This is a genomic window from Bradyrhizobium sp. USDA 4516 (genome assembly GCF_054055915.1).
On sequence record NZ_JBSRXT010000001.1, the window covers coordinates 6260278 to 6282536 of the forward strand.

General features: G+C 65.1%; 22 protein-coding genes. 15 read left to right on the top strand and 7 right to left on the bottom strand.

The features are described from left to right. Window positions 1-27: 27 nt before the first annotated feature. Both oxc and ACVI1L_RS28470 read right to left on the bottom strand, forming a co-directional pair. Window positions 28-1761, bottom strand: a complete 1734-nt coding sequence (oxc, locus tag ACVI1L_RS28465) for an oxalyl-CoA decarboxylase (RefSeq protein ID WP_456784396.1) — start codon at window positions 1759-1761, stop codon at window positions 28-30. Window positions 1762-1850: 89 nt separating this feature from the next. Next, window positions 1851-2546: a GntR family transcriptional regulator gene (locus ACVI1L_RS28470; RefSeq protein WP_050387017.1), complete on the bottom strand. Its 696-nt coding sequence runs from the start codon at window positions 2544-2546 to the stop codon at window positions 1851-1853. A gap of 217 nt (window positions 2547-2763) precedes the next feature. Here ACVI1L_RS28470 and ACVI1L_RS28475 point away from each other — a divergent pair, with 217 nt between their 5' ends. From ACVI1L_RS28475 to ACVI1L_RS28500, 6 genes are all read left to right on the top strand, one after another. Next, window positions 2764-4893, top strand: coding sequence for an acetate--CoA ligase family protein (locus tag ACVI1L_RS28475; RefSeq protein ID WP_057020270.1), 2130 nt, complete (start codon window positions 2764-2766; stop codon window positions 4891-4893). Between the two features lie 274 nt (window positions 4894-5167). Then, window positions 5168-5965, top strand: a complete 798-nt coding sequence (locus ACVI1L_RS28480) for a sterol desaturase family protein (RefSeq protein ID WP_253587326.1) — start codon at window positions 5168-5170, stop codon at window positions 5963-5965. Beyond that, window positions 5952-6329 carry a hypothetical protein gene (locus tag ACVI1L_RS28485; protein WP_456784397.1) on the top strand — a complete coding sequence of 126 codons (378 nt, stop codon included), beginning with the start codon at window positions 5952-5954 and terminating at the stop codon, window positions 6327-6329. Before ACVI1L_RS28480 ends, ACVI1L_RS28485 begins: the two co-directional genes overlap by 14 nt. Window positions 6330-6341: 12 nt before the next feature. Then, a complete protein-coding gene (locus ACVI1L_RS28490) occupies window positions 6342-6539 on the top strand; it encodes a hypothetical protein (protein WP_024579640.1) in 198 nt (65 codons plus the stop codon). A 40-nt stretch (window positions 6540-6579) separates the two neighbouring features. Further along, the gene (locus ACVI1L_RS28495; protein ID WP_456784398.1) at window positions 6580-6888 is read left to right on the top strand and encodes a DUF6166 domain-containing protein; all 309 of its coding nucleotides are present in this window, start codon (window positions 6580-6582) and stop codon (window positions 6886-6888) included. A 35-nt stretch (window positions 6889-6923) separates the two neighbouring features. Then, complete coding sequence (locus ACVI1L_RS28500; RefSeq protein WP_456784399.1) at window positions 6924-8033, top strand: Zn-dependent alcohol dehydrogenase; 1110 nt, start codon at window positions 6924-6926, stop codon at window positions 8031-8033. Between the two features lie 6 nt (window positions 8034-8039). Here ACVI1L_RS28500 and ACVI1L_RS28505 read toward each other — a convergent pair whose 3' ends face one another. Both ACVI1L_RS28505 and ACVI1L_RS28510 read right to left on the bottom strand, forming a co-directional pair. Beyond that, window positions 8040-8798 (bottom strand): GntR family transcriptional regulator, encoded by a 759-nt coding sequence (locus ACVI1L_RS28505; RefSeq protein WP_076833364.1) that lies wholly within the window; start codon window positions 8796-8798, stop codon window positions 8040-8042. Window positions 8799-8904: 106 nt separating this feature from the next. After that, window positions 8905-10317, bottom strand: coding sequence for an MFS transporter (locus ACVI1L_RS28510; RefSeq protein ID WP_456784400.1), 1413 nt, complete (start codon window positions 10315-10317; stop codon window positions 8905-8907). 364 nt (window positions 10318-10681) lie between these two features. Here ACVI1L_RS28510 and ACVI1L_RS28515 point away from each other — a divergent pair, with 364 nt between their 5' ends. The 4 genes from ACVI1L_RS28515 to ACVI1L_RS28530 all read left to right on the top strand — a co-directional run bounded on the left by ACVI1L_RS28515 (window position 10682) and on the right by ACVI1L_RS28530 (window position 13885). Then, window positions 10682-11089, top strand: coding sequence for a hypothetical protein (locus ACVI1L_RS28515; RefSeq protein ID WP_253609453.1), 408 nt, complete (start codon window positions 10682-10684; stop codon window positions 11087-11089). A gap of 148 nt (window positions 11090-11237) precedes the next feature. Next, the gene (locus ACVI1L_RS28520) at window positions 11238-12017 is read left to right on the top strand and encodes an NYN domain-containing protein (RefSeq protein WP_057020277.1); all 780 of its coding nucleotides are present in this window, start codon (window positions 11238-11240) and stop codon (window positions 12015-12017) included. Window positions 12018-12231: 214 nt separating this feature from the next. Continuing rightward, complete coding sequence (locus ACVI1L_RS28525; RefSeq protein ID WP_016842369.1) at window positions 12232-12621, top strand: DUF1236 domain-containing protein; 390 nt, start codon at window positions 12232-12234, stop codon at window positions 12619-12621. Window positions 12622-12823: 202 nt separating this feature from the next. Then, window positions 12824-13885 (top strand): ketopantoate reductase family protein, encoded by a 1062-nt coding sequence (locus ACVI1L_RS28530; RefSeq protein ID WP_456784401.1) that lies wholly within the window; start codon window positions 12824-12826, stop codon window positions 13883-13885. 156 nt (window positions 13886-14041) lie between these two features. Here ACVI1L_RS28530 and ACVI1L_RS28535 read toward each other — a convergent pair whose 3' ends face one another. Together ACVI1L_RS28535 and ACVI1L_RS28540 are read right to left on the bottom strand one after the other, a co-directional pair. Further along, a complete protein-coding gene (locus ACVI1L_RS28535) occupies window positions 14042-14644 on the bottom strand; it encodes a thiamine pyrophosphate-dependent enzyme (RefSeq protein WP_316397096.1) in 603 nt (200 codons plus the stop codon). Window positions 14645-14652: 8 nt separating this feature from the next. Further along, window positions 14653-15204: a thiamine pyrophosphate-binding protein gene (locus ACVI1L_RS28540; protein ID WP_050405122.1), complete on the bottom strand. Its 552-nt coding sequence runs from the start codon at window positions 15202-15204 to the stop codon at window positions 14653-14655. A 187-nt stretch (window positions 15205-15391) separates the two neighbouring features. Between ACVI1L_RS28540 and ACVI1L_RS28545 the strand changes: the two genes are divergently transcribed. The 4 genes from ACVI1L_RS28545 to ACVI1L_RS28560 all read left to right on the top strand — a co-directional run bounded on the left by ACVI1L_RS28545 (window position 15392) and on the right by ACVI1L_RS28560 (window position 19194). After that, complete coding sequence (locus ACVI1L_RS28545) at window positions 15392-16357, top strand: Bug family tripartite tricarboxylate transporter substrate binding protein (protein WP_456784402.1); 966 nt, start codon at window positions 15392-15394, stop codon at window positions 16355-16357. Between the two features lie 3 nt (window positions 16358-16360). Next, complete coding sequence (locus ACVI1L_RS28550) at window positions 16361-17257, top strand: amidohydrolase family protein (RefSeq protein WP_456784403.1); 897 nt, start codon at window positions 16361-16363, stop codon at window positions 17255-17257. A gap of 15 nt (window positions 17258-17272) precedes the next feature. Beyond that, entirely contained in the window at window positions 17273-18322 is a 1050-nt protein-coding gene (locus ACVI1L_RS28555) for a hydroxyacid dehydrogenase (protein WP_456784404.1), read from the top strand. A 656-nt stretch (window positions 18323-18978) separates the two neighbouring features. Next, window positions 18979-19194 carry a hypothetical protein gene (locus tag ACVI1L_RS28560; RefSeq protein ID WP_028331505.1) on the top strand — a complete coding sequence of 72 codons (216 nt, stop codon included), beginning with the start codon at window positions 18979-18981 and terminating at the stop codon, window positions 19192-19194. 441 nt (window positions 19195-19635) lie between these two features. Here ACVI1L_RS28560 and ilvD read toward each other — a convergent pair whose 3' ends face one another. Next, window positions 19636-21480, bottom strand: coding sequence for a dihydroxy-acid dehydratase (gene ilvD, locus ACVI1L_RS28565; RefSeq protein ID WP_456784405.1), 1845 nt, complete (start codon window positions 21478-21480; stop codon window positions 19636-19638). Window positions 21481-21698: 218 nt separating this feature from the next. Between ilvD and ACVI1L_RS28570 the strand changes: the two genes are divergently transcribed. Next, window positions 21699-22256: a carboxymuconolactone decarboxylase family protein gene (locus ACVI1L_RS28570; protein ID WP_456784406.1), complete on the top strand. Its 558-nt coding sequence runs from the start codon at window positions 21699-21701 to the stop codon at window positions 22254-22256. Window positions 22257-22259 lie beyond the last annotated feature (3 nt).

Below are 22259 nucleotides of genomic sequence, written 5' to 3' on the forward strand. Positions count from 1 at the left end.
ACCCGCAGGGAGTGATGGGGTTAGGGGTTACTTCTTCTTCTGCAGAACGCTCTGCGGATTGAGGTTGCCGATGCGGCCGCTCTCCGAGCCCGCCGCCGGATCGATCACCGCGTTGATCAGCGTCGGCTTGCCGGAATCCAGCGCTGCATTGACCGCGCGCTTCAACTCGTCCGGCGAGGTGGCGTTGACGCCGACGCCGCCGAAGGCTTCCATCATCTTGTCGTAGCGCGAGCCCTTGACGAACACGGTGGTCGCCGGATCGTCGCCGGCGCTGTTGACGTCGGTGCCGCGATAGATGCCGTCATTGTTGAAGATCACGACGCAGATCGGCAGCCTGTAGCGGCAGATGGTCTCGATCTCCATGCCCGAGAACCCGAACGCGCTGTCGCCTTCGACCGCGAGCACGGGCAGGCCGGTCTCGACCGCAGCGGCGATCGAATAGCCCATGCCGATGCCCATCACGCCCCAGGTGCCGACGTCGAGCCGCTTGCGCGGCTTGTGCATGTCGACGACGCCGCGGGCGAGGTCGAGCGTGTTGGCGCCCTCGTTGACGAAGATGGTGTCCGGACGTTCCGCGATGATGGCGCGCAGCGCGCCGAGCGCGCCATGGTAATCCATCGGCGAAGCGTTGCTCATCAGCTTCGGCGCCATCTTGGCGACGTTGTCGTCGCGCTTCTTGGCGATGGTCGAGAGCCAGTCCGTGGGCGCCGCGGTCCAGTTCGCGCCCATGGCGTCGAGGAACGCCGACACGCAGGAGCCGATATCGCCGACCACGGGGGCGACGATCTCGACGTTGGAATCCATTTCCTTCGGCTCGATGTCGACCTGGATGAACTTCTTCGGGGCTTCACCCCAGGTCTTGCCCTTGCCATGCGAGAGCAGCCAGTTGAGGCGGGCGCCGATCAGCATCACGACGTCAGCTTCCTTCAGCACCGTCGAGCGCGCCGCACCCGCGCATTGCGGATGCAGATCGGGCAGCAGGCCCTTGGCCATGCTCATCGGCAGGAACGGCACGCCGCTCTTCTCGACGAAATTCTTGATCGCCTTGTCGGCCTGCGCGTAGGCCGCGCCCTTGCCGAGGATGATGAGCGGGCGTTTTGCGCTCTTCAGGACGTCCAGCGCGCGCTTGACCGAAGACGGGGAGGGGATCTGCTCGGGCGCGGCGTCGATCACCTTGACCAGCGACTTCTGACCGGCGTCGGCGTTCATCACCTGCGAGAACAGCTTTGCGGGCAGGTCGAGATAGACGCCGCCCGGACGGCCCGACACCGCGGCGCGGATCGCGCGCGCGAGGCCGATGCCGATGTCCTGGGCGTGCAGCACGCGGAACGCGGCCTTGCACAGCGGCTTGGCGATCGCGAGCTGATCCATCTCTTCATAGTCGCCCTGCTGCAGGTCGACGATCTCGCGCTCGGACGAGCCCGAGACCAGGATCATCGGGAAGCAGTTGGTGGTGGCGTGGGCGAGCGCGGTGAGGCCGTTGAGGAAGCCGGGCGCGGACACCGTGAGGCAGACGCCGGGCCGCTTGGTCAGGAAGCCGGCGATCGAAGCCGCGTAGCCGGCATTCTGCTCGTGGCGGAACGAGAGCACGCGAATGCCCGCCGCCTGGGCCATGCGGCCCAGGTCCGTGATCGGGATACCCGGCACACCATAGATGGTGTCGATGCCGTTGAGCTTGAGCGCATCGATGACGAGATGGAAGCCATCGGTCAGTTCTTGCTCGGTGCCCGGTGCCTCGGACTTCGTAGCGGTATTCAGCATCGGCATCGTCTCCCTGATCGTTCTTTGTTCGGACGATCTGATTGTCGTCTGAAGCGGGTGTGGACTCTCAAACTTAAGTGAACGGTTCTCTACGTGAATAATTCTTGGCCGTGCGCCTCGACATAGGCCGCAAGCCCAAGCGTGTGGTCGCGTGCGCGCTTCTCGGCGAGCTCGGTGTCGCGCGCTTCCAGCGCCTCGATGATCCCGAGATGCTCGGGCAGCGAGGTCGCGGTGCGGTCCTTGCGGCCGATCGTGAGCTGGCGATAGCCGCGCACATGCAGCAGTAGGTCATTGGTGAGGTCGACCAGAACAGGCGATTCCGACAGCGAGATCAGCGCCTGGTGGAAGGCGATGTTGGCCTTGGAATATTCCTCGACGTGATCCTGCGGCAGGCGATCGTCGCTGAAGTCCTTGAAGAAGTCGCGCAGCGCCGAGATGTCCTTCTTGCGCGCGGTGGTCGTGATCAGGCGCGCCGCCATGCTCTCCAGCGCCGCCCAGGCGCGGATCATGTCGACGATCTCCGCCTTGGTACGGCGGACCACGACGATGCCGCGGCGCGGCACGGTTTTCACGAATCCGTCCTGCTCGAGCATCGCGATCGCTTCGCGGATCGGCGTGCGACTGACGCCGAGGCGCTCGGACAGTGCGCGCTCGTCGAGCATCACCGGCTCCGGCGTCGCGTAGATGTCCATCTTCAGGATCGCTTCCTTCAAGGCCTCATAGGCCTTGTTCTTGAAGCTCGTCTCCGGCGCGATCCGGACGATGGCGATATCTGTGTCAGCCATGGTGGGCGACGCCTTGGTCTGTTTCGGTTCTGGCACGACTCGTCTCCTCCTCTTGGAGACGTCTTCTTAGCAGAAGAAATTACCTTAGATTTTTGGCATGCCAAATACCAGAATGTCAAGCCGCCTATATTTTTCGATCTTTTTGGACCTCGACCGACCTTGACAATTGCGTTTTTGGCATACCAAATGCCACGAAATCTGTCCCAGGAGGAAGCCAATGTCAAATTCGAAGGATGCGGTCCGCAAAATTCTCGATGCGGTCAGGGCCGACAAGCGCACGAGCCTCACCGCGCCTGAAGGCAAGGTGGTGTGCGATGCCTACGGCATTCCGGTGCCGAAAGAGGGGGTCGCCAAGTCGGCGGCCGAGGCCGCCCGCATCGCCTCCGACATGGGCTTCCCGGTCGTGATGAAGATCGTCTCGCCCGACATCCTCCACAAGACCGAGGCCGGCGGCGTGGTGGTCGGCGTCAAGAGCGCCGCCGAGGCCGAGAAGAGCTACGAGACGATTCTCGCCAACGCCAGGAAGTACAAGGCCGACGCCAAGATCGAGGGCATCCAGGTCCAGCAGATGCTGGGCGGCGGCACCGAGGTGATCGTCGGCTCGATCACCGACGGCTCGTTCGGCAAGCTGGTTGCCTTCGGCCTCGGCGGTGTGCTGGTCGAAATCCTCAAGGACATCACCTTCCGCCTCGCGCCCGCGACCAAGGATGATGCGCTGTCGATGCTCGACGGCATCCAGGCGCATGAGATGCTGAAGGGCGTGCGCGGCGGCGAGGCGGTCAATCGCGAGGCGCTCGCCGACGTCATCGTCAAGGTGTCGCAGCTGGTCAGCGATTTCCCCGAGATCGTCGAGCTCGACCTCAACCCGGTGTTCGCCACCAGCAAGAACGCGATCGCGGCCGACGTCCGCATCGTCGTCGACTTCAACTACAAGCCGCGCCCGGCGCCGCGTCCGACCGAAGAGATCGTCGCCGCGATGAACCGAATCATGCAGCCGAAGGGCGTTGCTGTGATCGGCGCCTCCGCCGAGGACGGCAAGATCGGCAACTCCGTGATGAAGAACCTCATCAACGGCGGCTACAAGGGCGAGATCTATCCGATCCACCCCAAGGCCGACGAGATCCTCGGCTACAAGGCCTACAAGAGCGTCAAGGACGTGCCCGGCGTGATCGACACGGCGGTGTTCGCGATCCCGGCGAAATTCGTCGCCGGCGCGCTCGCCGAATGCGGCGAGAAGAAAATCCCCGGCGCGGTGCTGATTCCCTCGGGCTTTGCCGAGGCCGGCGCGCCGGAATTGCAGGCCGAGATCGTCGAGGTCGGCAAGAAGTACAATATCCGCCTGATGGGGCCGAACATCTACGGCTTCTATTATACCCCGGCCAATCTCTGCGCCACGTTCTGCACCGCCTATGACGTCAAGGGCCACGCCGCGCTGTCGTCGCAGTCGGGCGGCATCGGCATGGCGATCATCGGCTTCTCGCGCTCGGCCAAGATGGGCGTGTCGGCGATCGTCGGCCTCGGCAACAAGTCCGACATCGACGAGGACGATCTGCTCGCCTTTTTCGAGCAGGATCCCAACACCAACCTGATCGCGCAGCACTGCGAGGACCTGAAGGATGGCCGCGCCTTCGCGGAAGCCGCCAAGCGCGTCTCCAAGAAGAAGCCGGTGGTCGTGCTCAAGGCCGGGCGCACGTCTGCGGGCGCGAAGGCGGCCTCGTCGCATACCGGCGCGCTCGCCGGCAACGACAAGATCTACGAGGACGTGTTCAAGCAGTCGGGCGTGATCCGCGCCCGCAGCCTGCGGCAGCTGCTCGAATTCGCCCGCGGCGTGCCGGTGCTGCCGACGCCGAAGGGCGAGAACGTGCTGATCATCACCGGCGCCGGCGGCTCCGGCGTGCTGCTCTCCGACTCCGTGGTCGACAATGGCCTGTCGCTGATGCAGATGCCGCCGGACCTCGATGCGGCGTTCCGCAAGTTCATCCCGCCGTTCGGCGCGGCCGGAAATCCTGTGGATATCACCGGCGGCGAGCCGCCGATCACCTACGTCAACACGGTCAAGCTCGGCCTGTCGGATGAGCGCATCCACGCGCTGATCCTCGGCTACTGGCACACCATCGTGACGCCGCCGATGGTGTTCGCGCGCAACATGGTCGAGGTGAAGAAGGAGATGGAGGCCAAGGGCTTCGTCAAGCCGATCGTCGCCTCGCTCGCCGGCGACGTCGAGGTCGAGGAAGCCGCCGAGTATCTCTACCAGAACGGCATCCCGGCCTACGCCTATTCGACCGAACTCCCGGTCGAGGTGCTCGGCGCCAAGTACAAGTGGGCGCGCGGCGCGGGCCTGCTCTGACCTTCTGATCTGTCGAATACCACAGGCCGCCTCGGACACCGTCCGGGGCGGCTTTTTTTCATGGGGGCGCTTCCGTCCGAGCCTTCGCCGGGGTGGGCGGGCAGGGCGCAACCCGCCTGACCGTTCGAATCCAGCCAGGCCTTCCTGCTCCGTCTTGCGTGGGTTCCGCGCGCCGATCCCTTTTCCTGACCGCGTCCGGCCCACCAAGGCAGCTTGCCTTTGGCATCTGATGTGCTACTGATATATCAGATCAGGAATGACGGAGGGACCCGCGATGGAGTTGGCTGCAACAGGGATGACCGACCGCCAGCGCAAATATCGCGCGACCTACCGCGAGCGCGTGGTGGGCTGGTACAATGGCTGGCTGCATGTCGTGCTGATCTACACGATCGGCTTCACGGCGCTGTATGTCTATCTGGCCAATGTGCACGACGTGAAATGGTGGGAATACCTCACCATTCCCGTGGTCTTCCTGATCGCAAACTTCTTCGAATGGGCGGTGCACCGCTTCGTCATGCACCGGCCCTCGAATGTGCCCTTGCTGCGCGCGGTCTACAGCCGCCACACCCTGATGCACCATCAGTTCTTCACCGAGGAGGAGATGCGCTTCGCCGATCATCACGACTGGCGCGTCACCTTCTTCCCGCCCTATGCGCTCGTGGTGTTTACTCTGATGTCGATCCCGCCGGCGATCGTCGCGGGCCTTGTGATCTCGGCCAACACCGGCTGGCTGCTGATCACCACGACGACCTCGATGTACCTGATCTACGAGTTCATGCATTTCTGCTGCCACGTCGAGGAAAATGCCTTCGTGCGCAACATGCCGTTCGTCAACACCATCCGCCGGCATCATACCGCCCATCACAACCAGTCGATCATGATGGAGCGGAACATGAACCTGACCTTCCCGGTGATGGACTATGTGTTCGGCACCTCCGACCTCAATCGCGGCCTGCTTGGCCACATCTTCAACGGCTACAGCACGCGCCATGTGAAGACCGACATGCGCCGGACGGCGCGGACGCCGCGGGTCATGGCGAAGGAGCAATCGGTGCCGCATGCCGCAGCTTGAGCCCAATCTCGCCGGTATCGCCTGGTTCGGCCTGCTGTGGAGCGTGTGCTGCATCGGCTTCCTGCAACTGGCCGGGATGTACCCGCTGCGCGGGCGCGCCGTCCTGCCGGTGACGATGACCACCGCATTGTGGGTGATGCTGCTCGCCGGCACGCTGGCATTCGCGCTGGCCGAATTGCGCTGGACCACAATCGTTGTCGTCGGCGGCGTGCTGTTCTTGTTTCTACCCGGGCTGTTTCAGGCGCTGCCGGAATGGTGGCGCGACGGACGCGCGGGATTCCGGCTGTCCTGTTGCGCCATGATCGCCGCGCTCGCGCTGCTGGTCCGCGTCGCCGCGCCGTCCTTTTCCACGTGGATAACCTGAAGGGAGGTCTCGATGCCAAGCCACATCAAGCTCATGCTGTCGCTGGCCTGCCTCGCCACGGCGGCCTGCGGATATTTTTTCATGGTCTATCTGGGACAGCAGGGACCGAGCTATGCGGTAGCCTTCCTCGGCGTGTTCGCAACCGTCGCGATGTGGATATTCCCCGAGGTCGTCAAGAAGGACCTCAAGATGCGTCCGCCGGGATCCTGACCGAGCTCCTGATATGATGCTGCAGCACAGGGAGGATCCGATGGCGAGCTATACCGGGGACCGCACCATCGACGGCATTTCGGTGCTGGTCGACGGCAAGCCGCTGTCACCGCATTACGACCAGCTTCGTGTCACCGAGCACGGCTTTGAATGGAGCTACGAAGGGCCCGAGCCGGCACAACTGGCCTTCGCGCTGCTCTATGACCATCTGCACGATGCCGCTGCTGCGAAAGCGCTGCACGAGAGCTTCATGCGGCGCGTCGTCGCCAATTTCGACAATGAATGGGAGCTCTCCTCGGCCGATCTCGACGAGGCGGTTGCGGCGCTGCGCTCCGGACAGACGGCCTGAGCCCGTGCTGACGCCCCCGGCAGAGAATTCTTGAGATGACCCTGACCTGTCGCGCGGCGGTGCTGCATCAAAGCGGAACGCCGCTTTCCGTCGAGCGCGTATCGCTTGCGCCGCCCATGCCGACCGACGTCGTGGTGAAGGTGCGTGCCGGGGGGCTCTGCCACACCGATCTCGAAGTCATCGACGGATCGTTGCGCTATCCCTTGCCGATGATCCTCGGGCACGAGGCGGCAGGCATCGTCGAGGAAATCGGCAGCGCGGTGCGCGACATCAGCGTCGGCGATCACGTCATCCTGTCCTGGAATCCGCATTGCGGGCACTGCTTTCACTGCGACCGCGCGCAGCCGATCCTGTGCGAGACCTACCTCGCGCGGGGTGCGGAAGGCGTGCATTTCGACGGCGCATCGAAGGCGCAGCTCGCGGACGGACGCAAGCTGACGCACCTGATGTTCCTCGGCGCGTTCTCGGAATATGTCGTGCTGCCGGCCCAGCAAGCGATCGTCGTGCCGAACGACATCCCGTTCGACCGCGCGTGCCTGATCGGCTGCGGCGTCATGACCGGCGTCGGCGCCGCGCTGAACGTCGCCGCCATCGGTCACGGCGATACCGTGATGGTCACCGGCTGCGGCGCGGTCGGGCTGGCAGCGGTGCAGGGCGCCCGGCTTGCCGGCGCAGGTGCTGTCATCGCGGTCGACCTCGATGATGCAAAGCTGGCGCTGGCGCGGCAGCTCGGCGCCACGCACGTCGTCAACGCGGCCCGCGAGGACCCGGTCCAGTTCGCAAAGCAGGCGACGGGCGGCCGCGGCGCCGACGTCATCCTTGAAGCGGCGGGCCATCCCAACGCGTTTCGGCAGACCGCGGAGGCGGTACGGCCGGGCGGCGAGGTGATCTGGCTCGGCAAGATCGACGTCACGCGGGACGTGAGTTTTCGCTGGGGCGCGTTGATGGGCGAGAAGCGATTTCGCCGCTCGAGCTATGGCGGCGCGCGGCCACGGCGCGACTTTCCCTTTCTGGCGCAGGCCTATCTGGACGGCCGGCTCAAGCTCGACGAACTGATCACAGGCCGCTGCAGCCTCGACAGCATCAATGACGGCTTCGAGGCGCTGCGGCGCGGACGTTCGATCCGCACGGTCGTCGAGCTCTGAGAGCCGTTACAGCGTCGAACGTGCAAAACTCTCGATGTAGTCGATCAGGCTGTCGGACGCCGCGCCCGCGGCGTCGACGCGGCGCTCGGCGATGGCTTCAGCGACGTCGGCATGCAGCCGCGCCGCGAGCGGCAAATCGGCCGCTTCCTTGTAATGCTGGTACCAGAACCGGCGCGACAGGCCATGCATCAGGCCCATGGCGCGGGAGGCGAACTCGTTGCGCGACGCCGCGGAGATCAGGGTGTTGAACTGGTGATCCAGCCGCATGAACAGCAGGTCGTCGGATTTCTCCGCCGCGCGCCGCATGCCGGCGGCGATCTCCGAGAACTGCATGCGCTGCTCGCTGGTGGCGCGCTCGGCGGCGCCGCGCGCCATCAGCCGTTCCAGCTCGCGCCGGACTTCGAGCAGGCGCAGCTGGGCCCTGAGGTCGATCTCGGACACCAGCACGCCGCGGCGGGCCAGGATGTTGACGAGGCCGTCGCGCGACAGGCGCTGCAAGGCCTCGCGGATCGGGGTTCGGCCGATGTTGAGCCGTTTGGCGAGCACGAGCTCGGAGAGCGCGGTGCCCGGCGGCAGTTGCAGCGTCACGATCAGCTCTTCCAGCTCGGCATAGGCGCGATCGGTGAGCGTGACGTCGCTTTGCGGGAGCGGGGCCGGCGCGGAACCGCGCGGCTTGTCGCCGGCGGCGGACGATTGCCGTGCCGGCCGGCGGCTTCCTGCTGTGCGCACGCGCACCGTGCTGGATCGTTTGCTCGAATTTACCATCAGGATCGTGAGTGCTGCTGTACAGCAGATATCTCACACGCCCGATGGCAATGACAAGGCCGGTCGATCGGCGCCGCGCTGAACCGGACGGCGCGCCGCGCGCCCATCAGTGCGAAATGCTTTCCAGCGTCCGGCCGCGGGTTTCCTCGCCGAGCAACAGCACCGCAAGCGCCGCCACCACGAACGCGCCGGCGCCGAGCGCAAACACGCCGCCTTGTCCGGCCGCCGGCAGGATCACGCCGATCACATAGGGGCCGATCAGCGAACCGATTCGGCCGACCGCGGAGGCAAAGCCCGTTCCGGTGGCGCGGACATGGGTCGGGTACAGTTCGGGCGTATAGGCGTAGAGCGCCGACCACATGCCGAACAGGAAGAATTGCATGCAGAGGCCGGCAATGATGAGCTGGGTCTGGTCCGCCGCCGAGCCGTAGAAATGGCAGGCGATCGCGCCGCAGAGCAGGTTCATCACCAGCGTCGCCTTGCGGCCCCAGGATTCGACGAGCCACGCCGAGACCAGGAAGCCGGGGATCCCCGCGAGCGAGATCAGGATGGTGTAGAACACCGATTTGGTGATCGGGAAGCCTTTGGCCTGCAGCAGCGCGCCGAGCCACGTGGTCAGGCCGTAGAAGCCGAGCAGCGCGAAGAACCACAGGGTCCACAACATCGTGGTCCGCTTGGCATAGATGCCCGAAAACAGCGTTCTCAGGCCGGTCACTTCGGACGCGGGGGCGGCCACCTGGCGCACCACCGGCGGCAGCTCCTTGCCGCCGAGACGGTCGCGGACCCTGGATTCGATGTCGCGCACGGTCGCTTCGGCCCACTCCGAATAACCGTGGGACGCAAGCCAGCGCGGCGATTCCGGAACGAAGCGGCGCACCACCAGCACGAAGACGGCCGGGATCGCCTGCAGGATGAAGACCCAGCGCCAGTCGGCGACCTGCAGCACGAAGTAGGTCAACAGGCCCGACGCGATGAAGCCGAGCGGCCAGAATCCTTCGAGGAACGCGATGTAGCGGCCGCGGTTGCGCGCCGGCATGATCTCCGAGACCATCGACTGCGCGACCGGAAACTCCATGCCCATGCCGAAGCCGAGCAGCAGGCGGGATGCACCGAGCGCGGTCGCCGTGGTGGACAGACCGCAGCACAGGCTGCCCAGTCCCCAGAAGATCATGCTGACCTGGAAGACGCGGGCGCGGCCGAAGCGGTCGGCAAGCAGGCCGGCGCACGCGGCGCCCGCGAACATGCCGAGGAAGCTCATGCTGGACAGCAGTCCGGCTTCCGCCGTCGACAGGCCGAAGGTCTGGCGGATCGAGCCCAGCACGAAGGTGAGCGCGGCCAGGTCCATGCTGTCGAAGAACCACGCGGTCGCGATGATTCCGAAGATCCAGCGCTGATAGGAGGTCAGCGGCAGGCGTTCGAGCCGCGCCGCGATATCGGCGACCTGCTGCGCCTGCGCGGTTCGCGCAACGGCGGCCGGAGCCCGGCTTCCGGCTGTCGCGGTGATGTCGGAAATGGTCATTGCTGCCTCCCCAAGTGGACATTGATGGGCTCTTGTCGGCCCCTTTTAATAAAATGTCACACGGATAGCAGTAATATGTCAATTGCTGATCACGCGCGAATTGGGGGCGCGAACCGGGCTGCCGCACCGGGCGGGCCGCGGACACATCGGCGCGTAGCCCGGTCCTTCCGTGATCCGGCCGACCATCCTTGCCGCTTCGGGCATCCTGCGAAGCGGCATCAAGAGCCGGTTAACGGCATCCGAGAAATCGGGGGCTAACGGATAATCCGGCTTTAATGGGGAGCCGACTAAACGTCACGTAGTTGCAAGGTGCCGGATGCCTGGAGGTATCCGATGTTGCGTCGGGCGGAGGCGTTTTCCCCATATGTCAGTTCAGGCCGATCTGGATTTTGCGAGCGACGATCGCGCGAGGGCGCAGATCGGCGCGGCGGTGAACTATCTGCTCAGGGACGCGACCGGCGTCGCGCGTGAGCATGCCGTCGAGACCATTGTCGAGATGGTGCGCGACATCGCAAGCCGGCCGCTCACTGTCGAAGCGGCATCGATTCAGCCGCTGATGAGCGGCGTCAGCTATCGGGATTTTGTCATCGATGCCTACCGGCGCGATGTCGATCGCTGGCGCGCGACCATCCGCCGTTCGAACGGCAAGAAGATCCGGATCGCTTCGCCGCCGTCGGTGCGCGACGAGGCGACGACCACAGCGGACGCGATCACCGCCGAGAAGGCCATCGAGTTCGCCAGGCGGGCGATCGACTTGGGCGAGGTGATCTGACCTCGCCGCCTCAAGGCCGCCATTGCCGCGACGTCTTGGCAATGCCGCCTATGCTTGGGAGGCGCGATGTGCTCCGATGCGACGCCTGCGCCGGTTCCGCAGCTGTCTGCGGAATTGTCCATTCATCCTGTCCCAGCCGAGAAATGCCATGCCTTCCGAACTCCGTTCGCCTCGTCTGGCCGTCCTGATCGACGCCGACAACGCATCTGCAAAGATCGCCGATGGGCTGTTCGAGGAGATCGCCAAGATCGGCGAGGCCAGCGTGCGCCGGATCTACGGCGACTTCTCCAATCCCAGGTCCAAGGGCTGGGCCGACATCCTGTCGAAGCACGCCATCATCCCGCAGCAGCAATTCGCCTATACGACCGGGAAGAATGCATCCGACATCACCTTGGTGATCGACGCCATGGACCTGCTGCACAGCGGCCGGTTCGATGGCTTTTGCCTGGTGTCGTCGGACAGCGATTTCACCCGGCTTGCCGCCCGCATCCGCGAGCACGGCATCGACGTGTTCGGGTTCGGCGAGCAGAAGACGCCGGAGAGTTTTCGGCAGGCCTGCCGCCGGTTCGTCTATACCGAGAATCTGCGCGGCGGCGCGCCGAGCAATCAGGATGCCGCCGTGCGGGCGCAGCCGTTGCAGCCGCCGGAGGCTGCCACGCCGATCATCAAGAAGGTCATCAGCCAGATGGCGAGCGAAGACGGCTGGGTCACGCTTGGCGAGGTCGGACGGCAGCTGGCTAATTTCGCGTCGGATTTCGATCAGAGGACCTACGGCTTCCGCACCCTCGGCGAACTGGTGCGCAGGACCAACGCTTTCGAGATCGAGTCGAAAGGCGGGACGATGCGAATTCGCATCAAGCCAGCGGCTGCACCGCCGCCAAGACGGCGAGCTCCGAGACGGCGAGCCGATCAAAAATCGCCGGAATGAACGGCGCGCAGTGCGGTCTGTTCTGCACGATCTCTGAATCTGAACCCAGGATGAATGCTGCTTCGAAGGTTGTTCGGAGCAGCATTTTCGTTCGTGCCGGAATCAAGCGAATTGCGCGCGGAACTGGCGTTGCGCGGGTTGCAGCGTTGGAACTGGAACGTTCTCGTTGCTTGCGATGTTGAGGGGGCATCGATCAATTCGGAGGAGGAGAATCATGAACAAGCGTTTTGCTGTGTCCCTTGTCGCTGCTGCGTCGCTGCTCGCGTCCGGCTCGGCCTTCGCGCAGTCCACGACTGCGGCGGGTGCCGCGAACGGCGCGCGGGCTGGCGGCGAAATCGCGGGGCCTGTCGGCGAGATCGTCGGCGGCACGGTGGGTGCCGCGGTCGGCGCCGGCCTCGAGATTCCGAATGCGGTGATCACGTCGATCCCGCGCAACGAGCCGTCGGTGGTGGTGCGTGAACGCGTCGTCGTCGGCGAGCCGCTGCCCGACACCGTCGTGCTGCGCCCGGTGCCGCGCTACACCGAGTATCGCTATGCGGTCGTCAATGATCGCCGCGTGATCGTGGAGCCGCGCACCCGCCGGATCGTCAAGATCATCGACTGATCGCGTCGAGACGTCTGACTACGAAGATCCTCGCGGGCCCATCGCCCGCGGGGATTTTCCTGAGTCCCATGAATACTGGTATGGCACAGGCCCGCTTTTTTCATGAAGCGACCGGTTGGCCTGACGCCGCGATCCCCTAGACTGATCCGCAACGGATGGACGCAGCCAGCGTTCGTCTCAATCAAGAACAGGGGATGGAAGCATGGCTCGGAAGATCGCGATCGTCGGCGCGGGCGCTGTCGGCGGCTACGCCGGTGCGCATATGGTGCAGGCGGGGGAGGACGTCACCTTCGTCGATCCCTGGCCCGCGCATGTCGAGCACATGCGCAAGCACGGCCTGCGCGTCACGCACGCGATGGACGTCGCGGAATTCTCGGTGCCGGTGCGCGCGCTTGATGTCACCGACGCGCAGCAGCTGGCGAAAGAGAAACCGGTCGACATCGCCTTCGTCTGCATGAAGTCCTACGACACCGCCTGGGCCACCATGCTGATCCGGCAATATCTGGCGGCGGACGGTTACGTCGTCTCGCTGCAGAACTGTATGAACGAGGAGACCATCGCCGGCATCGTCGGCTGGGGCAAGACGCTCGGCTGCATCGCGAGCAGCATCACCGTCAATTTGCCGGAGCCGGGCCATATCCACCGCGGCGCCGGCAAGGGCGGGGCCGCCCACACCGTGTTTCGCGCCGGCGAGGTGCATGGCCGGATCACCGCGCGGGCGGAGGAAGTCTGCCGCCTGGTCGGTTATTCCGACAGCGCCAAGGTCACCTCCAATCTCTGGGGCGAGCGCTGGTCCAAGCTCGTCGCCAACGTGATGGGCAACGGGCTCTCGGCCTGCACGGGTCTGGCGGGCGGCGAGGTGCTGCAAAGCGAACCGCTGCGCCGCTTCTCGACGCGGCTCGGCAGCGAGGCGATCCGCGTCGGCCAGGCGCAGGGCTATCAGCTGGAGGAGATCCTGCACCTGCCGCCCGAGACCATCGCCCGCGCCGGCGAGGGCGACGAGGCCGCAACGCGCGCGTGCGACGAGCAGCGCTTCAAGGATGCCAAGCGCACCTCATCGGCGCAGCGCCCCTCGATGGGCCAGGACATGCAAAAGGGCCGCCGCACCGAGATCGAATTCCTCAACGGGCTCGTGGTCAGCGAAGGCGAGAAGCTCGGCATCGCGTGCAACGCCAATGCCGCGCTGACCGACATCGTCAAGCGCGTCGAACGCGGCGAGCTCGCGCCGGATCCGCGGCACATCACGGAGCTGAGGTTGAATTGAGTGGCCACGGCCGTCATTGCGAGCGCAGCGAAGCAATCCATCCAGCCGCATGCGCGGATGCATGGATTGCTTCGTCGCTTCAGCGCAAGATTGCTCTGCAATTTTGTCGCGAGCTCCTCGCAATGACGGATGCGTCGGTCGCAGGCGCCTTCTTATCTAGAGCAGCTGCCGTACCCCCATCCCATGCATAAACCGCTCGCGGATCTGCACGGGGTCGCGGCGGGTGGTGCCGGTGCCGGGCTTGTCGTCGATGCGGACGCCGATCAAGGTCGGGCCGGAGGCCTGTTTCGACTGCTCGATCAGTCGCTCGAAATCGTCCTCGTCGGCGGCCCATGAGCTGCTCGCGATGCCGCTGGCGATTGCGACCTGAACGATATCGGTATGGCCGGCGGCCGGCGTCGGCTGCGCGCCCGTGATCTGGTAGATACCGTTGTCCATCACCACCATGGTGAGATTCTTCGGCGCCAGTGTCGCGATGGTCGAGAGGCAGCCGAGCTGCATCAGCAGCGAGCCGTCGCCTTCGAGTGCGAATACGCGCCGCTTCGGCTGCGCCAGCGCGACGCCGAGCGCGATCGGGAAGGCGAGGCCCATGCTGCCCAGCATGTAGAAATTCTGCGGGCGGTGGCCGGCGGCCCAGAGGTCGAAATTGGTGTTGCCGATGCCGCCGACCACGGCCTCGTCCTTCAGCCCGGCGACGAGGCGCTGGGTGAGCTCGAAGCGGTTCATCACCTTGGTGTTGCGCGCGGGGGTGCTGGTCATGGCTGATCTCACTTGTCGAAGGTCTTGCCGCCGGTCAGCAGCGGCGAGAGTATCAGTGCCACCGGCGCCTGGGTGGTGACGGCCTGCTTGATCGAGCGGTCGGCAATGAATTCGAGCTCGTCGAGCCGGGTGATGGTGTGATGCTCCATGGCCAGCGAATCCAGCACCGGGCGCATGGTGCGGCAGACCAGCGCCTGGCCGTAGTTGAACTCGCCGAGTGTGCCGCGCTCGGAGACGAACATGATCAACGGGATCTGGTAGGGCACCGCGAGCGAGGCCAGCACATTGGCCAGCGTGGCAAAGCCCGAGGTCTGCATCAGCACCGCGCCGCGCGTGCCCGCCATCCAGGCACCGGAAACGATGCCGACCGCTTCTTCCTCGCGCGCGGTCGGAAATGTCGTGAAGTAGGGATCGGCGTGCAGGTCCTTGATCAGCGTGGTCAGCACCCGGTCGGGCACGTAGGGCACGAGCTTGATCTCGTTCCGCTTCAGCGTCTGCAGCACGATGCCGTGCCAGGTGGTCGCCGTCTTCTGGGACGAGGCTTGTTCCGCGGCCGCCATCCTGTTCTCCCTGCTCGTGCGACGCTGGTGGCCGCTTGCCGCACGAAACTTGACGCGGTGCCTGCGATTGTCAACATGTCGCGGCCGCAACGCGATCTGCGGAATTCGGCCATCGCAGCGCCGGACCAACGTGGGATACAGGCGTAACGAAAAAGGGACGGTAGCGATCAAGGGACGGGAGGCGTCGATGGCCGGATGGGTCTGGCGGACCGCCATTGCGGCAGCGGCCACGGTTGTGGCCGGCCTTGCGTCCGCGCAGGCGTTCCCGGCCAAGGCCGTTCATATTCTCGTTCCCTATCCGCCCGGCGGCGGCGTCGATGTGCTGACGCGGACGCTCGCCGAAGCAGTGTCGAAGACCTGGACGCAGTCGATCGTGATCGAGAACCGGCCCGGCGCCGGCGGGGTGATCGCCTCGCAGGCGATCGCGACCTCCGCGCCCGACGGTTACAATCTGATCATGGTGGCGAGCGGCCACGCCACCAATCCGTTCCTTTATCCAAAGCTGCCCTACGACACCTTCAAGGATTTCTCGCCGATCTCGCTCTTGGCGTCGTCGCCGAACGTGCTGCTGGTGCGCGCGGATTCGCCGTTCAAATCGGTCGCCGACGTCATCGCTGCGGCGAAGGCGAAGCCCGGCAGCCTGTCCTTCGCCCATGCCGGCAACGGCACCTCGACCCATCTGGCCGGCGAGCTGCTCAAGAGCCTCGCCAGGATCGATCTCGACGCGATCCCCTACAAGGGCGGTGCGCCCGCGATCAACGATCTGCTCGGCGGGCAAATTCCGCTGTCGTTCAACAACGGTCCGGAATCGGTCGGGCAGCTGCAAGCCGGCACGGTTCGCGCGCTGGCGGTGACGACCGGCTCGCGTGCGCCGTTCCTGCCTGACGTGCCCAGCATGTCGGAAACCGTGCCGGGCTACGACACAGAAGTGTGGTGGGGGCTGCTCGGACCTGGCAACATGCCGGCCGACCTCGTCGCCAAGATCTCGCATGATTTCGTCGCGGCGATGAACACCGATGCCGTGAAGGAGCGGCTCGGCAAGCTCGGTGCGATCCCGATCGGCTCCACGCCGGACAAGTTCGCCGCCAAGATCAAGGCCGACTACGACAAATGGGGGCCGATCATCAAGGCCGCCGGCATGAAGACGGAGTAGACGATGGCCGCGTCAAAAATTCCCGCTTGCCTGCCGCCGCGTCCGGTGACGCCGCCAAAGGACAAGCTGCCGCCGAAGGCTTGCGATACGCATGCGCATGTGTTCGGCCCGGCCGACCGCTTCCCCTATGCCGGCGATCGCAGCTATACGCCGCCGGACGCGCCGCTCGCGACCTATCTCGGCATGCTCGATGCACTCGGTTTCGCCCGCGGCGTGCTGGTGCAGGGCAGCGCGCACGGCCACGACAATTCGGCGATGCTGGATGCGTTGCAGCGTGAACCCGCGCGTCTGCGTGGCGTCGCGGTGGCCGATGCCGATGTGGCGGCAGGCACGCTGCGGCAATGGCATGTGCTCGGCGTCCGCGGCCTGCGCTTCAACCATTTCTTCCGCGGCGGGCAGCTGCACTATCGCGGCGGCATTCCCTTGAACGTTGCCGAGACGCATGCGGGCGTGATGGCCGAGCTCGGCTGGCATCTGCAGCTCTGGATCGACGTGAGGGATTTGCCTGACACGATCCCGACGCTCAAGGCGCTCGGGTTGCCGGTCGTGGTCGATCACATGGGCCGCACCGATGCTGCCGCCGGCATCAACACCGCGGGCTTTCAGAGCCTGCTGCGTGCGGTGGACGAAGGCTGGTGCTGGGCCAAGCTCTCGGGCGCGCATCGCCTGAGCCGGCGGGCCCCTGATTATCCCGATGCGCGGCCGTTCCACGAGGCGCTGGTGTCGACCAATCCTGAAAGGCTGGTGTGGGGCGGCGACTGGCCGCATCCGCGGGTCGAAGGCGAAATGCCCGACGCTGGCCATCTGCTGACGCTGTTCCAGGACTGGACGCCGGACGCGGCGACCCGGCACCGTATCCTCGTCGACAATCCCGCACGACTCTATGGCTTCCCAAACTGAAAGCTGCTCGAAGACATGACCGTCAACAACAAGCGCGTGTTCTACGTCAAATACCTCGCCCACGAGATCTACGTCGATATCCTGAAGAAGCGGCCGGACGTCAGGCTCGATCGTCTCGAGAACGAGACGCCGGAGGCGACGTTCGCGCCGGTTCTTGCCGACGCGCATGCCTATCAGATCGGCGCGGCGCGCGATGAGCTGGCGCCGCATTTCCATGCCCATGCCGAGCTGTTGAAGCGTGCGCCGAATCTTCTGATCGTGTCGTCGAATGGTGCCGGCTTCGATCCCGTCGATGTCGATGCCTGCACCGCGGCGGGCGTGCTTGTCGTCAACCAGTCCGGCGGCAATGCCAATTCGGTCGCCGAACACGCGCTCGGCATGATGCTGACGCTGTCGAAGCGGATCATCCAGTCCGACCGCAGGCTGCGGCGCGAGGCCAATGTCAACCGCAACGACCTGATCGGCAACGAGCTGAAGGAGAAGACCGTCGGCATCGTCGGGCTCGGCAATGTCGGCCGCCGCATCGCCGAGCTGTGCAGGGGCCTCCTGCACATGAAGGTGATCGCCTACGATCCCTATCTCACGGCGGATGAGATGGCAAAGCGGGGCGGGGAGAAGGTCGAGCTCGACGATCTCCTGCATCGCGCGGACTTTGTTTCGATCTCGTGTCCGCTGGACAAGAACAGCCGCGGCATGATCGGCGCGCGCCAGTTCGCGCTGATGCAGCCGCACGCCTATTTCGTCACCACCGCGCGCGGCTTCATCCACGACGAGAAGGCGCTGGAGGAAGCGCTGCGTGAAAAGCGAATCGCGGGTGCGGGCCTCGACGTCTGGGACAAGGAGCCGCCGCCGCCGGATCATCCGCTCTTGCAGTTCGACAATGTGCTGGCGAGCCCGCACACCGCCGGCGTCACCCGCGAGGCGCGCATCAACATGGGCCGGATCGCCGCCGAGCAGATCCTCGATGCCCTCGACGGCAAGCGCCCGCCGCGCATCATCAATCCCGAGGTCTGGCCGGTCTACGCAAGACGGTTCGAGAAGGCGTTCGGGTTCATGCCGGGGTAGGGTCGGCAGTGCCCCTGCGGGGCCGCGGCTGCGCGCGGTCAAAAATATCGAAAACAACCCCATGCAAAGGAGCTGGCGGCTGTCGGCGTTCGAGCGGGCATCTTGACGCGTCGGGCAACTCAGGGGTACATTTCCAATATTCAGAAATCGTGCAAGCGCTGGGCTTTGCGGGGGAGAATACCCGCAAGGGCGGAAGGGAACTCTTCCGCCGGTGCTTCCCTCGCACAAGCGGCCAGCCGTGCGAGCGTTGTTGCGCGGGCAAAAATACCGGAGAAAATCTCCTTCGTTGCAGCCTCGATCGAGGCAATAAACCCACTGCCGAACGACCGCCTCGCAACACGTCCGTTGTTATTTTCCCTGAGATATCGACGGCTTAGCCCGAAATCGCCATTTTCCGTCTGTGCCCGACCATTCCAGGCACGGAAGGAAGACGTTCATGCGACAGGTCCAGTCATTGCTCCGCAACGCGCCCGCCAGGATCGGCCGCCGTCTTGCGCAGATCGTCGCGATCGCCGCCGCCAGCCTGCCCCAGGCCGGCGCGTAGCTTTTCCCGCTGCGAACAGTCGCACGCGTATCAGCCGAATTAACTCACTACCCTTTCGTGTTAGTGCTAGCGTGGTACCCCCGGGCTCTGCCGGTGCAGCAGGGAGGGTTCCATGTCACGCTTCGTCGTTCATTTCATGAAAGACGTGCTCGGCGGCAATGGCCGCGAGCGCGAGGTTTGCCAGGGTGCGCTTGAGATCGACGCCTCGAGCGAGGGCCAGGCCACCGAGATGGCCAAGGTCAAGTTTTGCCAGGAACAATCGCTGTGCGACTGGTCACTGCATGCCGACCGCATCCGGATCGAGGCGGCCGACTTGCACGTGAGCTGACGTCACAGGTCGACTACCAGCTACATCCGCAATGCGCTCCCTCTCCCGCTTGCGGGCAGGGGAATCGCATATGAATGAACCGATTCCTCCGCGCCGTCATGGCCGGGCTTGTCCCGGCCATCCACGTCTTTTCTCCGCGTGGAAACGAAGACGTGGATGCCCGGGACAAGCCTGGGCATGACGAGTTTGTGGGAACTCCGATTACCTCAAACGGCCATATGCGATTGCCCTACGCTTGCGGGGGAGGGCCGGGGTGGGGGCTCGCTCCGCGAGTCGTATTGTGGAAAGAGTCCCCACCCCCGCCGCGCTGCGGACGACGCTTCGCGTCGCTCGTCGCGCGTCGACCTAAGAGCGAGCTTCGCTCGTCTCGACCCCGCAAGCGGGAGAGGTGCAGCAACTCCGCCACGAGACCGAAGCCAAAAGCGGCCGAGCTCGCCCCGATCACTCCGGCAGGATGCGAACCGCACCCTTGGCCGCGCTGCTGGCGAACGCCGCATAGGCCTTCAGCGCGGTTGAGACGGCGCGCTTGCGTGGCGCTGCCGGCTTCCAGGCCGCGTTGCCCCTGGCTTCCATCGCTGCGCGACGGCGCTTCAGCTCGGCATCGTCGACCTTGAGGTTGACCTTGCGGTTCGGGATATCGAACTCGATGATATCGCCTTCCTCGACGAGGCCGATCAGGCCGCCTTCGGCGGCTTCCGGCGAGACGTGGCCGATCGACAGGCCCGACGATCCGCCCGAGAAGCGGCCGTCGGTGATCAGCGCACAGGCCTTTCCGAGGCCTTTCGACTTCAGATAGCTGGTCGGGTACAGCATCTCCTGCATGCCCGGGCCGCCGCGCGGTCCCTCATAGCGGATCAGCACGACGTCGCCGGCCTTCACCTTGTTGCCAAGGATGGCTTCGACCGATGCGTCCTGGCTCTCGAAGATGCGGGCGGGACCTGAGAACTTCAGAATGCTCTCGTCGACGCCGGCGGTCTTCACGATGCAGCCGTCCTCGGCGAGGTTGCCGAACAGCACGGCGAGGCCGCCGTCCCTGGAATAGGCATGCTCGGCGTCGCGAATGACGCCCTTTTCGCGATCGAGATCGACCTCGTCGAAGCGGCGGTCCTGGCTGAAGGCTTCCTGGGTCGGCACGCCGCCCGGCGCGGCGCAATAGAAGTTGCGTACTTTGTCGCTTGTGGTGCGCACCACGTCCCAGCGGTTCAGCGCATCGTCCAGCGTTGCTGCATGCACGGTCGGCCCGTCGGTCGTGAGCAGCTTGGCGCGGTCGAGCTCGCCCAGGATCGCCATGATGCCGCCGGCGTGATGCACGTCCTCCATGTGGACGTCCTGCACCGAGGGCGCGACCTTGCAGAGCACCGGCACCTTGCGTGACAGGCGGTCGATGTCGGTCATCGTGAACGGCACTTCGCCCTCGCGCGCGGCGGCGAGCAGATGCAGCACGGTGTTGGTCGAGCCGCCCATCGCGATATCGAGCGTCATCGCGTTCTCGAACGACTTGAAGTTCGCGATGTTGCGCGGCAGCACCCTGGCGTCGTCCTGCTCGTAGTAGCGGCGGGCGAGGTCGACGATCAGGTGGCCGGCCTCGACGAACAGGCTCTTGCGGTCGGCGTGGGTCGCCAGCACCGAGCCGTTGCCGGGCAGCGCGAGGCCGAGCGCCTCGGTCAGGCAGTTCATCGAGTTCGCGGTGAACATGCCAGAGCAGGAGCCGCAGGTCGGGCACGCTGAGCGCTCGATCACCGCGACGTCCTCGTCCGACACGTTGGAGTCGGCGGCCGCGACCATCGCGTCGATCAGGTCGACCGCGCGCTTCTTGCCCTTGAGCACGATCTTGCCCGATTCCATCGGTCCGCCCGAGACGAACACGGTCGGGATGTTGAGCCGCAGCGTCGCCATCAGCATGCCGGGCGTGATCTTGTCGCAGTTGGAGATGCAGACCATCGCGTCGGCGCAATGCGCGTTGACCATGTATTCGACGCTGTCGGCGATCAGCTCGCGCGAGGGCAGGCTGTACAGCATGCCGTCATGACCCATCGCGATGCCGTCATCGACCGCAATGGTGTTGAACTCTTTTGCCACCCCGCCGGCCTTCTCGATCTCGCGCGCGACCAGTTGGCCGAGATTCTGCAGATGGACGTGGCCGGGCACGAACTGGGTGAAGGAATTGACCACCGCGATGATCGGCTTGCCGAAATCCTCGTTCTTCATGCCGGTGGCGCGCCAGAGGCCGCGTGCACCCGCCATGTTGCGGCCGTGGGTGGTGGTGCGGGAGCGATAGGCGGGCATCGTAAATCCTTCTCAAATCCTTGGGCTAAGGCGATTTTTTAGGGGAGTTGGCGCTCCTTATGCCTGCCCGTGGATGCGGATTCAAGCGCGGAACCGCATGGCAGAACCCCGCAATTCGGGCAATGTCGCGCGGGCGGCTTGATCTCGGTCGGCCCGGTGCATTAGCTGGTCGCACCGACGGCAAGAATAACGAACAAGCAAAAAAGGGAGAGACACGCGTGGCAAGGCTGCCCCTGATTGATCCGGAGACGACGGGCGGAGAGATCCGCGCCTCATTCGACCGCATGCCGGTCAAGCTCAACATCTTCCGCATGATGGCCCATGCCGAGGCCAATATGATCCCGGCGATGCGGCTCGCCAATTCGATCCTGCACAAGCAGAAGCTGTCGGCGGTCAACCGCGAGCTCTTGATCCTGCAGGCCGCGCAGCTCGAGGGCGGCGCCTATGAATGGCGGCAACATGTGCCGATCGCGCTCGGTGTCGGCGTCACCCAGGCGCAGATCGATGCCGTCGAGCGCGGCGAATACGACGATGCTGCAATCAACGCAGCCGAGCGCGCGCTGCTTCGCTTCGGCCGCGAGGTGGTCGAGAAGGTCCGCGTCGGCGATACCGCCTTTGCCGCGGTGCGCGAGCATTTCAGCGATCAGGAGATCGTCGAGGCGATCGTCGCGCTCGGCTTCTACATGATGATGGCGCGGCTGACCGAGGCGACCGAGACCGATCTCGATCCGGCCGCCGGCATGGCCGTGTTCGAAGGCGGCAAGAAGCAGGGTTGACGA

What these genes read in the sequence shown, in the direction of transcription:
- oxc (WP_456784396.1), bottom strand. Translation starts at nt 1,761, where the DNA reads ATGCTGAATACCGCTACGAAGTCCGAGGCACCGGGCACCGAGCAAGAA.
- ACVI1L_RS28470 (WP_050387017.1), bottom strand. Translation starts at nt 2,546, where the DNA reads ATGGCTGACACAGATATCGCCATCGTCCGGATCGCGCCGGAGACGAGC.
- ACVI1L_RS28545 (WP_456784402.1), top strand. Translation starts at nt 15,392, where the DNA reads ATGGCCGGATGGGTCTGGCGGACCGCCATTGCGGCAGCGGCCACGGTT.
- ACVI1L_RS28520 (WP_057020277.1), top strand. Translation starts at nt 11,238, where the DNA reads ATGCCTTCCGAACTCCGTTCGCCTCGTCTGGCCGTCCTGATCGACGCC.
- ACVI1L_RS28505 (WP_076833364.1), bottom strand. Translation starts at nt 8,798, where the DNA reads ATGGTAAATTCGAGCAAACGATCCAGCACGGTGCGCGTGCGCACAGCA.
- ACVI1L_RS28550 (WP_456784403.1), top strand. Translation starts at nt 16,361, where the DNA reads ATGGCCGCGTCAAAAATTCCCGCTTGCCTGCCGCCGCGTCCGGTGACG.
- ACVI1L_RS28525 (WP_016842369.1), top strand. Translation starts at nt 12,232, where the DNA reads ATGAACAAGCGTTTTGCTGTGTCCCTTGTCGCTGCTGCGTCGCTGCTC.
- ACVI1L_RS28540 (WP_050405122.1), bottom strand. Translation starts at nt 15,204, where the DNA reads ATGGCGGCCGCGGAACAAGCCTCGTCCCAGAAGACGGCGACCACCTGG.
- ACVI1L_RS28490 (WP_024579640.1), top strand. Translation starts at nt 6,342, where the DNA reads ATGCCAAGCCACATCAAGCTCATGCTGTCGCTGGCCTGCCTCGCCACG.
- ACVI1L_RS28485 (WP_456784397.1), top strand. Translation starts at nt 5,952, where the DNA reads ATGCCGCAGCTTGAGCCCAATCTCGCCGGTATCGCCTGGTTCGGCCTG.
- ACVI1L_RS28500 (WP_456784399.1), top strand. Translation starts at nt 6,924, where the DNA reads ATGACCCTGACCTGTCGCGCGGCGGTGCTGCATCAAAGCGGAACGCCG.
- ACVI1L_RS28475 (WP_057020270.1), top strand. Translation starts at nt 2,764, where the DNA reads ATGTCAAATTCGAAGGATGCGGTCCGCAAAATTCTCGATGCGGTCAGG.
- ACVI1L_RS28510 (WP_456784400.1), bottom strand. Translation starts at nt 10,317, where the DNA reads ATGACCATTTCCGACATCACCGCGACAGCCGGAAGCCGGGCTCCGGCC.
- ilvD (WP_456784405.1), bottom strand. Translation starts at nt 21,480, where the DNA reads ATGCCCGCCTATCGCTCCCGCACCACCACCCACGGCCGCAACATGGCG.
- ACVI1L_RS28530 (WP_456784401.1), top strand. Translation starts at nt 12,824, where the DNA reads ATGGCTCGGAAGATCGCGATCGTCGGCGCGGGCGCTGTCGGCGGCTAC.
- ACVI1L_RS28480 (WP_253587326.1), top strand. Translation starts at nt 5,168, where the DNA reads ATGGAGTTGGCTGCAACAGGGATGACCGACCGCCAGCGCAAATATCGC.
- ACVI1L_RS28555 (WP_456784404.1), top strand. Translation starts at nt 17,273, where the DNA reads ATGACCGTCAACAACAAGCGCGTGTTCTACGTCAAATACCTCGCCCAC.
- ACVI1L_RS28560 (WP_028331505.1), top strand. Translation starts at nt 18,979, where the DNA reads ATGTCACGCTTCGTCGTTCATTTCATGAAAGACGTGCTCGGCGGCAAT.
- ACVI1L_RS28495 (WP_456784398.1), top strand. Translation starts at nt 6,580, where the DNA reads ATGGCGAGCTATACCGGGGACCGCACCATCGACGGCATTTCGGTGCTG.
- ACVI1L_RS28515 (WP_253609453.1), top strand. Translation starts at nt 10,682, where the DNA reads ATGTCAGTTCAGGCCGATCTGGATTTTGCGAGCGACGATCGCGCGAGG.
- ACVI1L_RS28535 (WP_316397096.1), bottom strand. Translation starts at nt 14,644, where the DNA reads ATGACCAGCACCCCCGCGCGCAACACCAAGGTGATGAACCGCTTCGAG.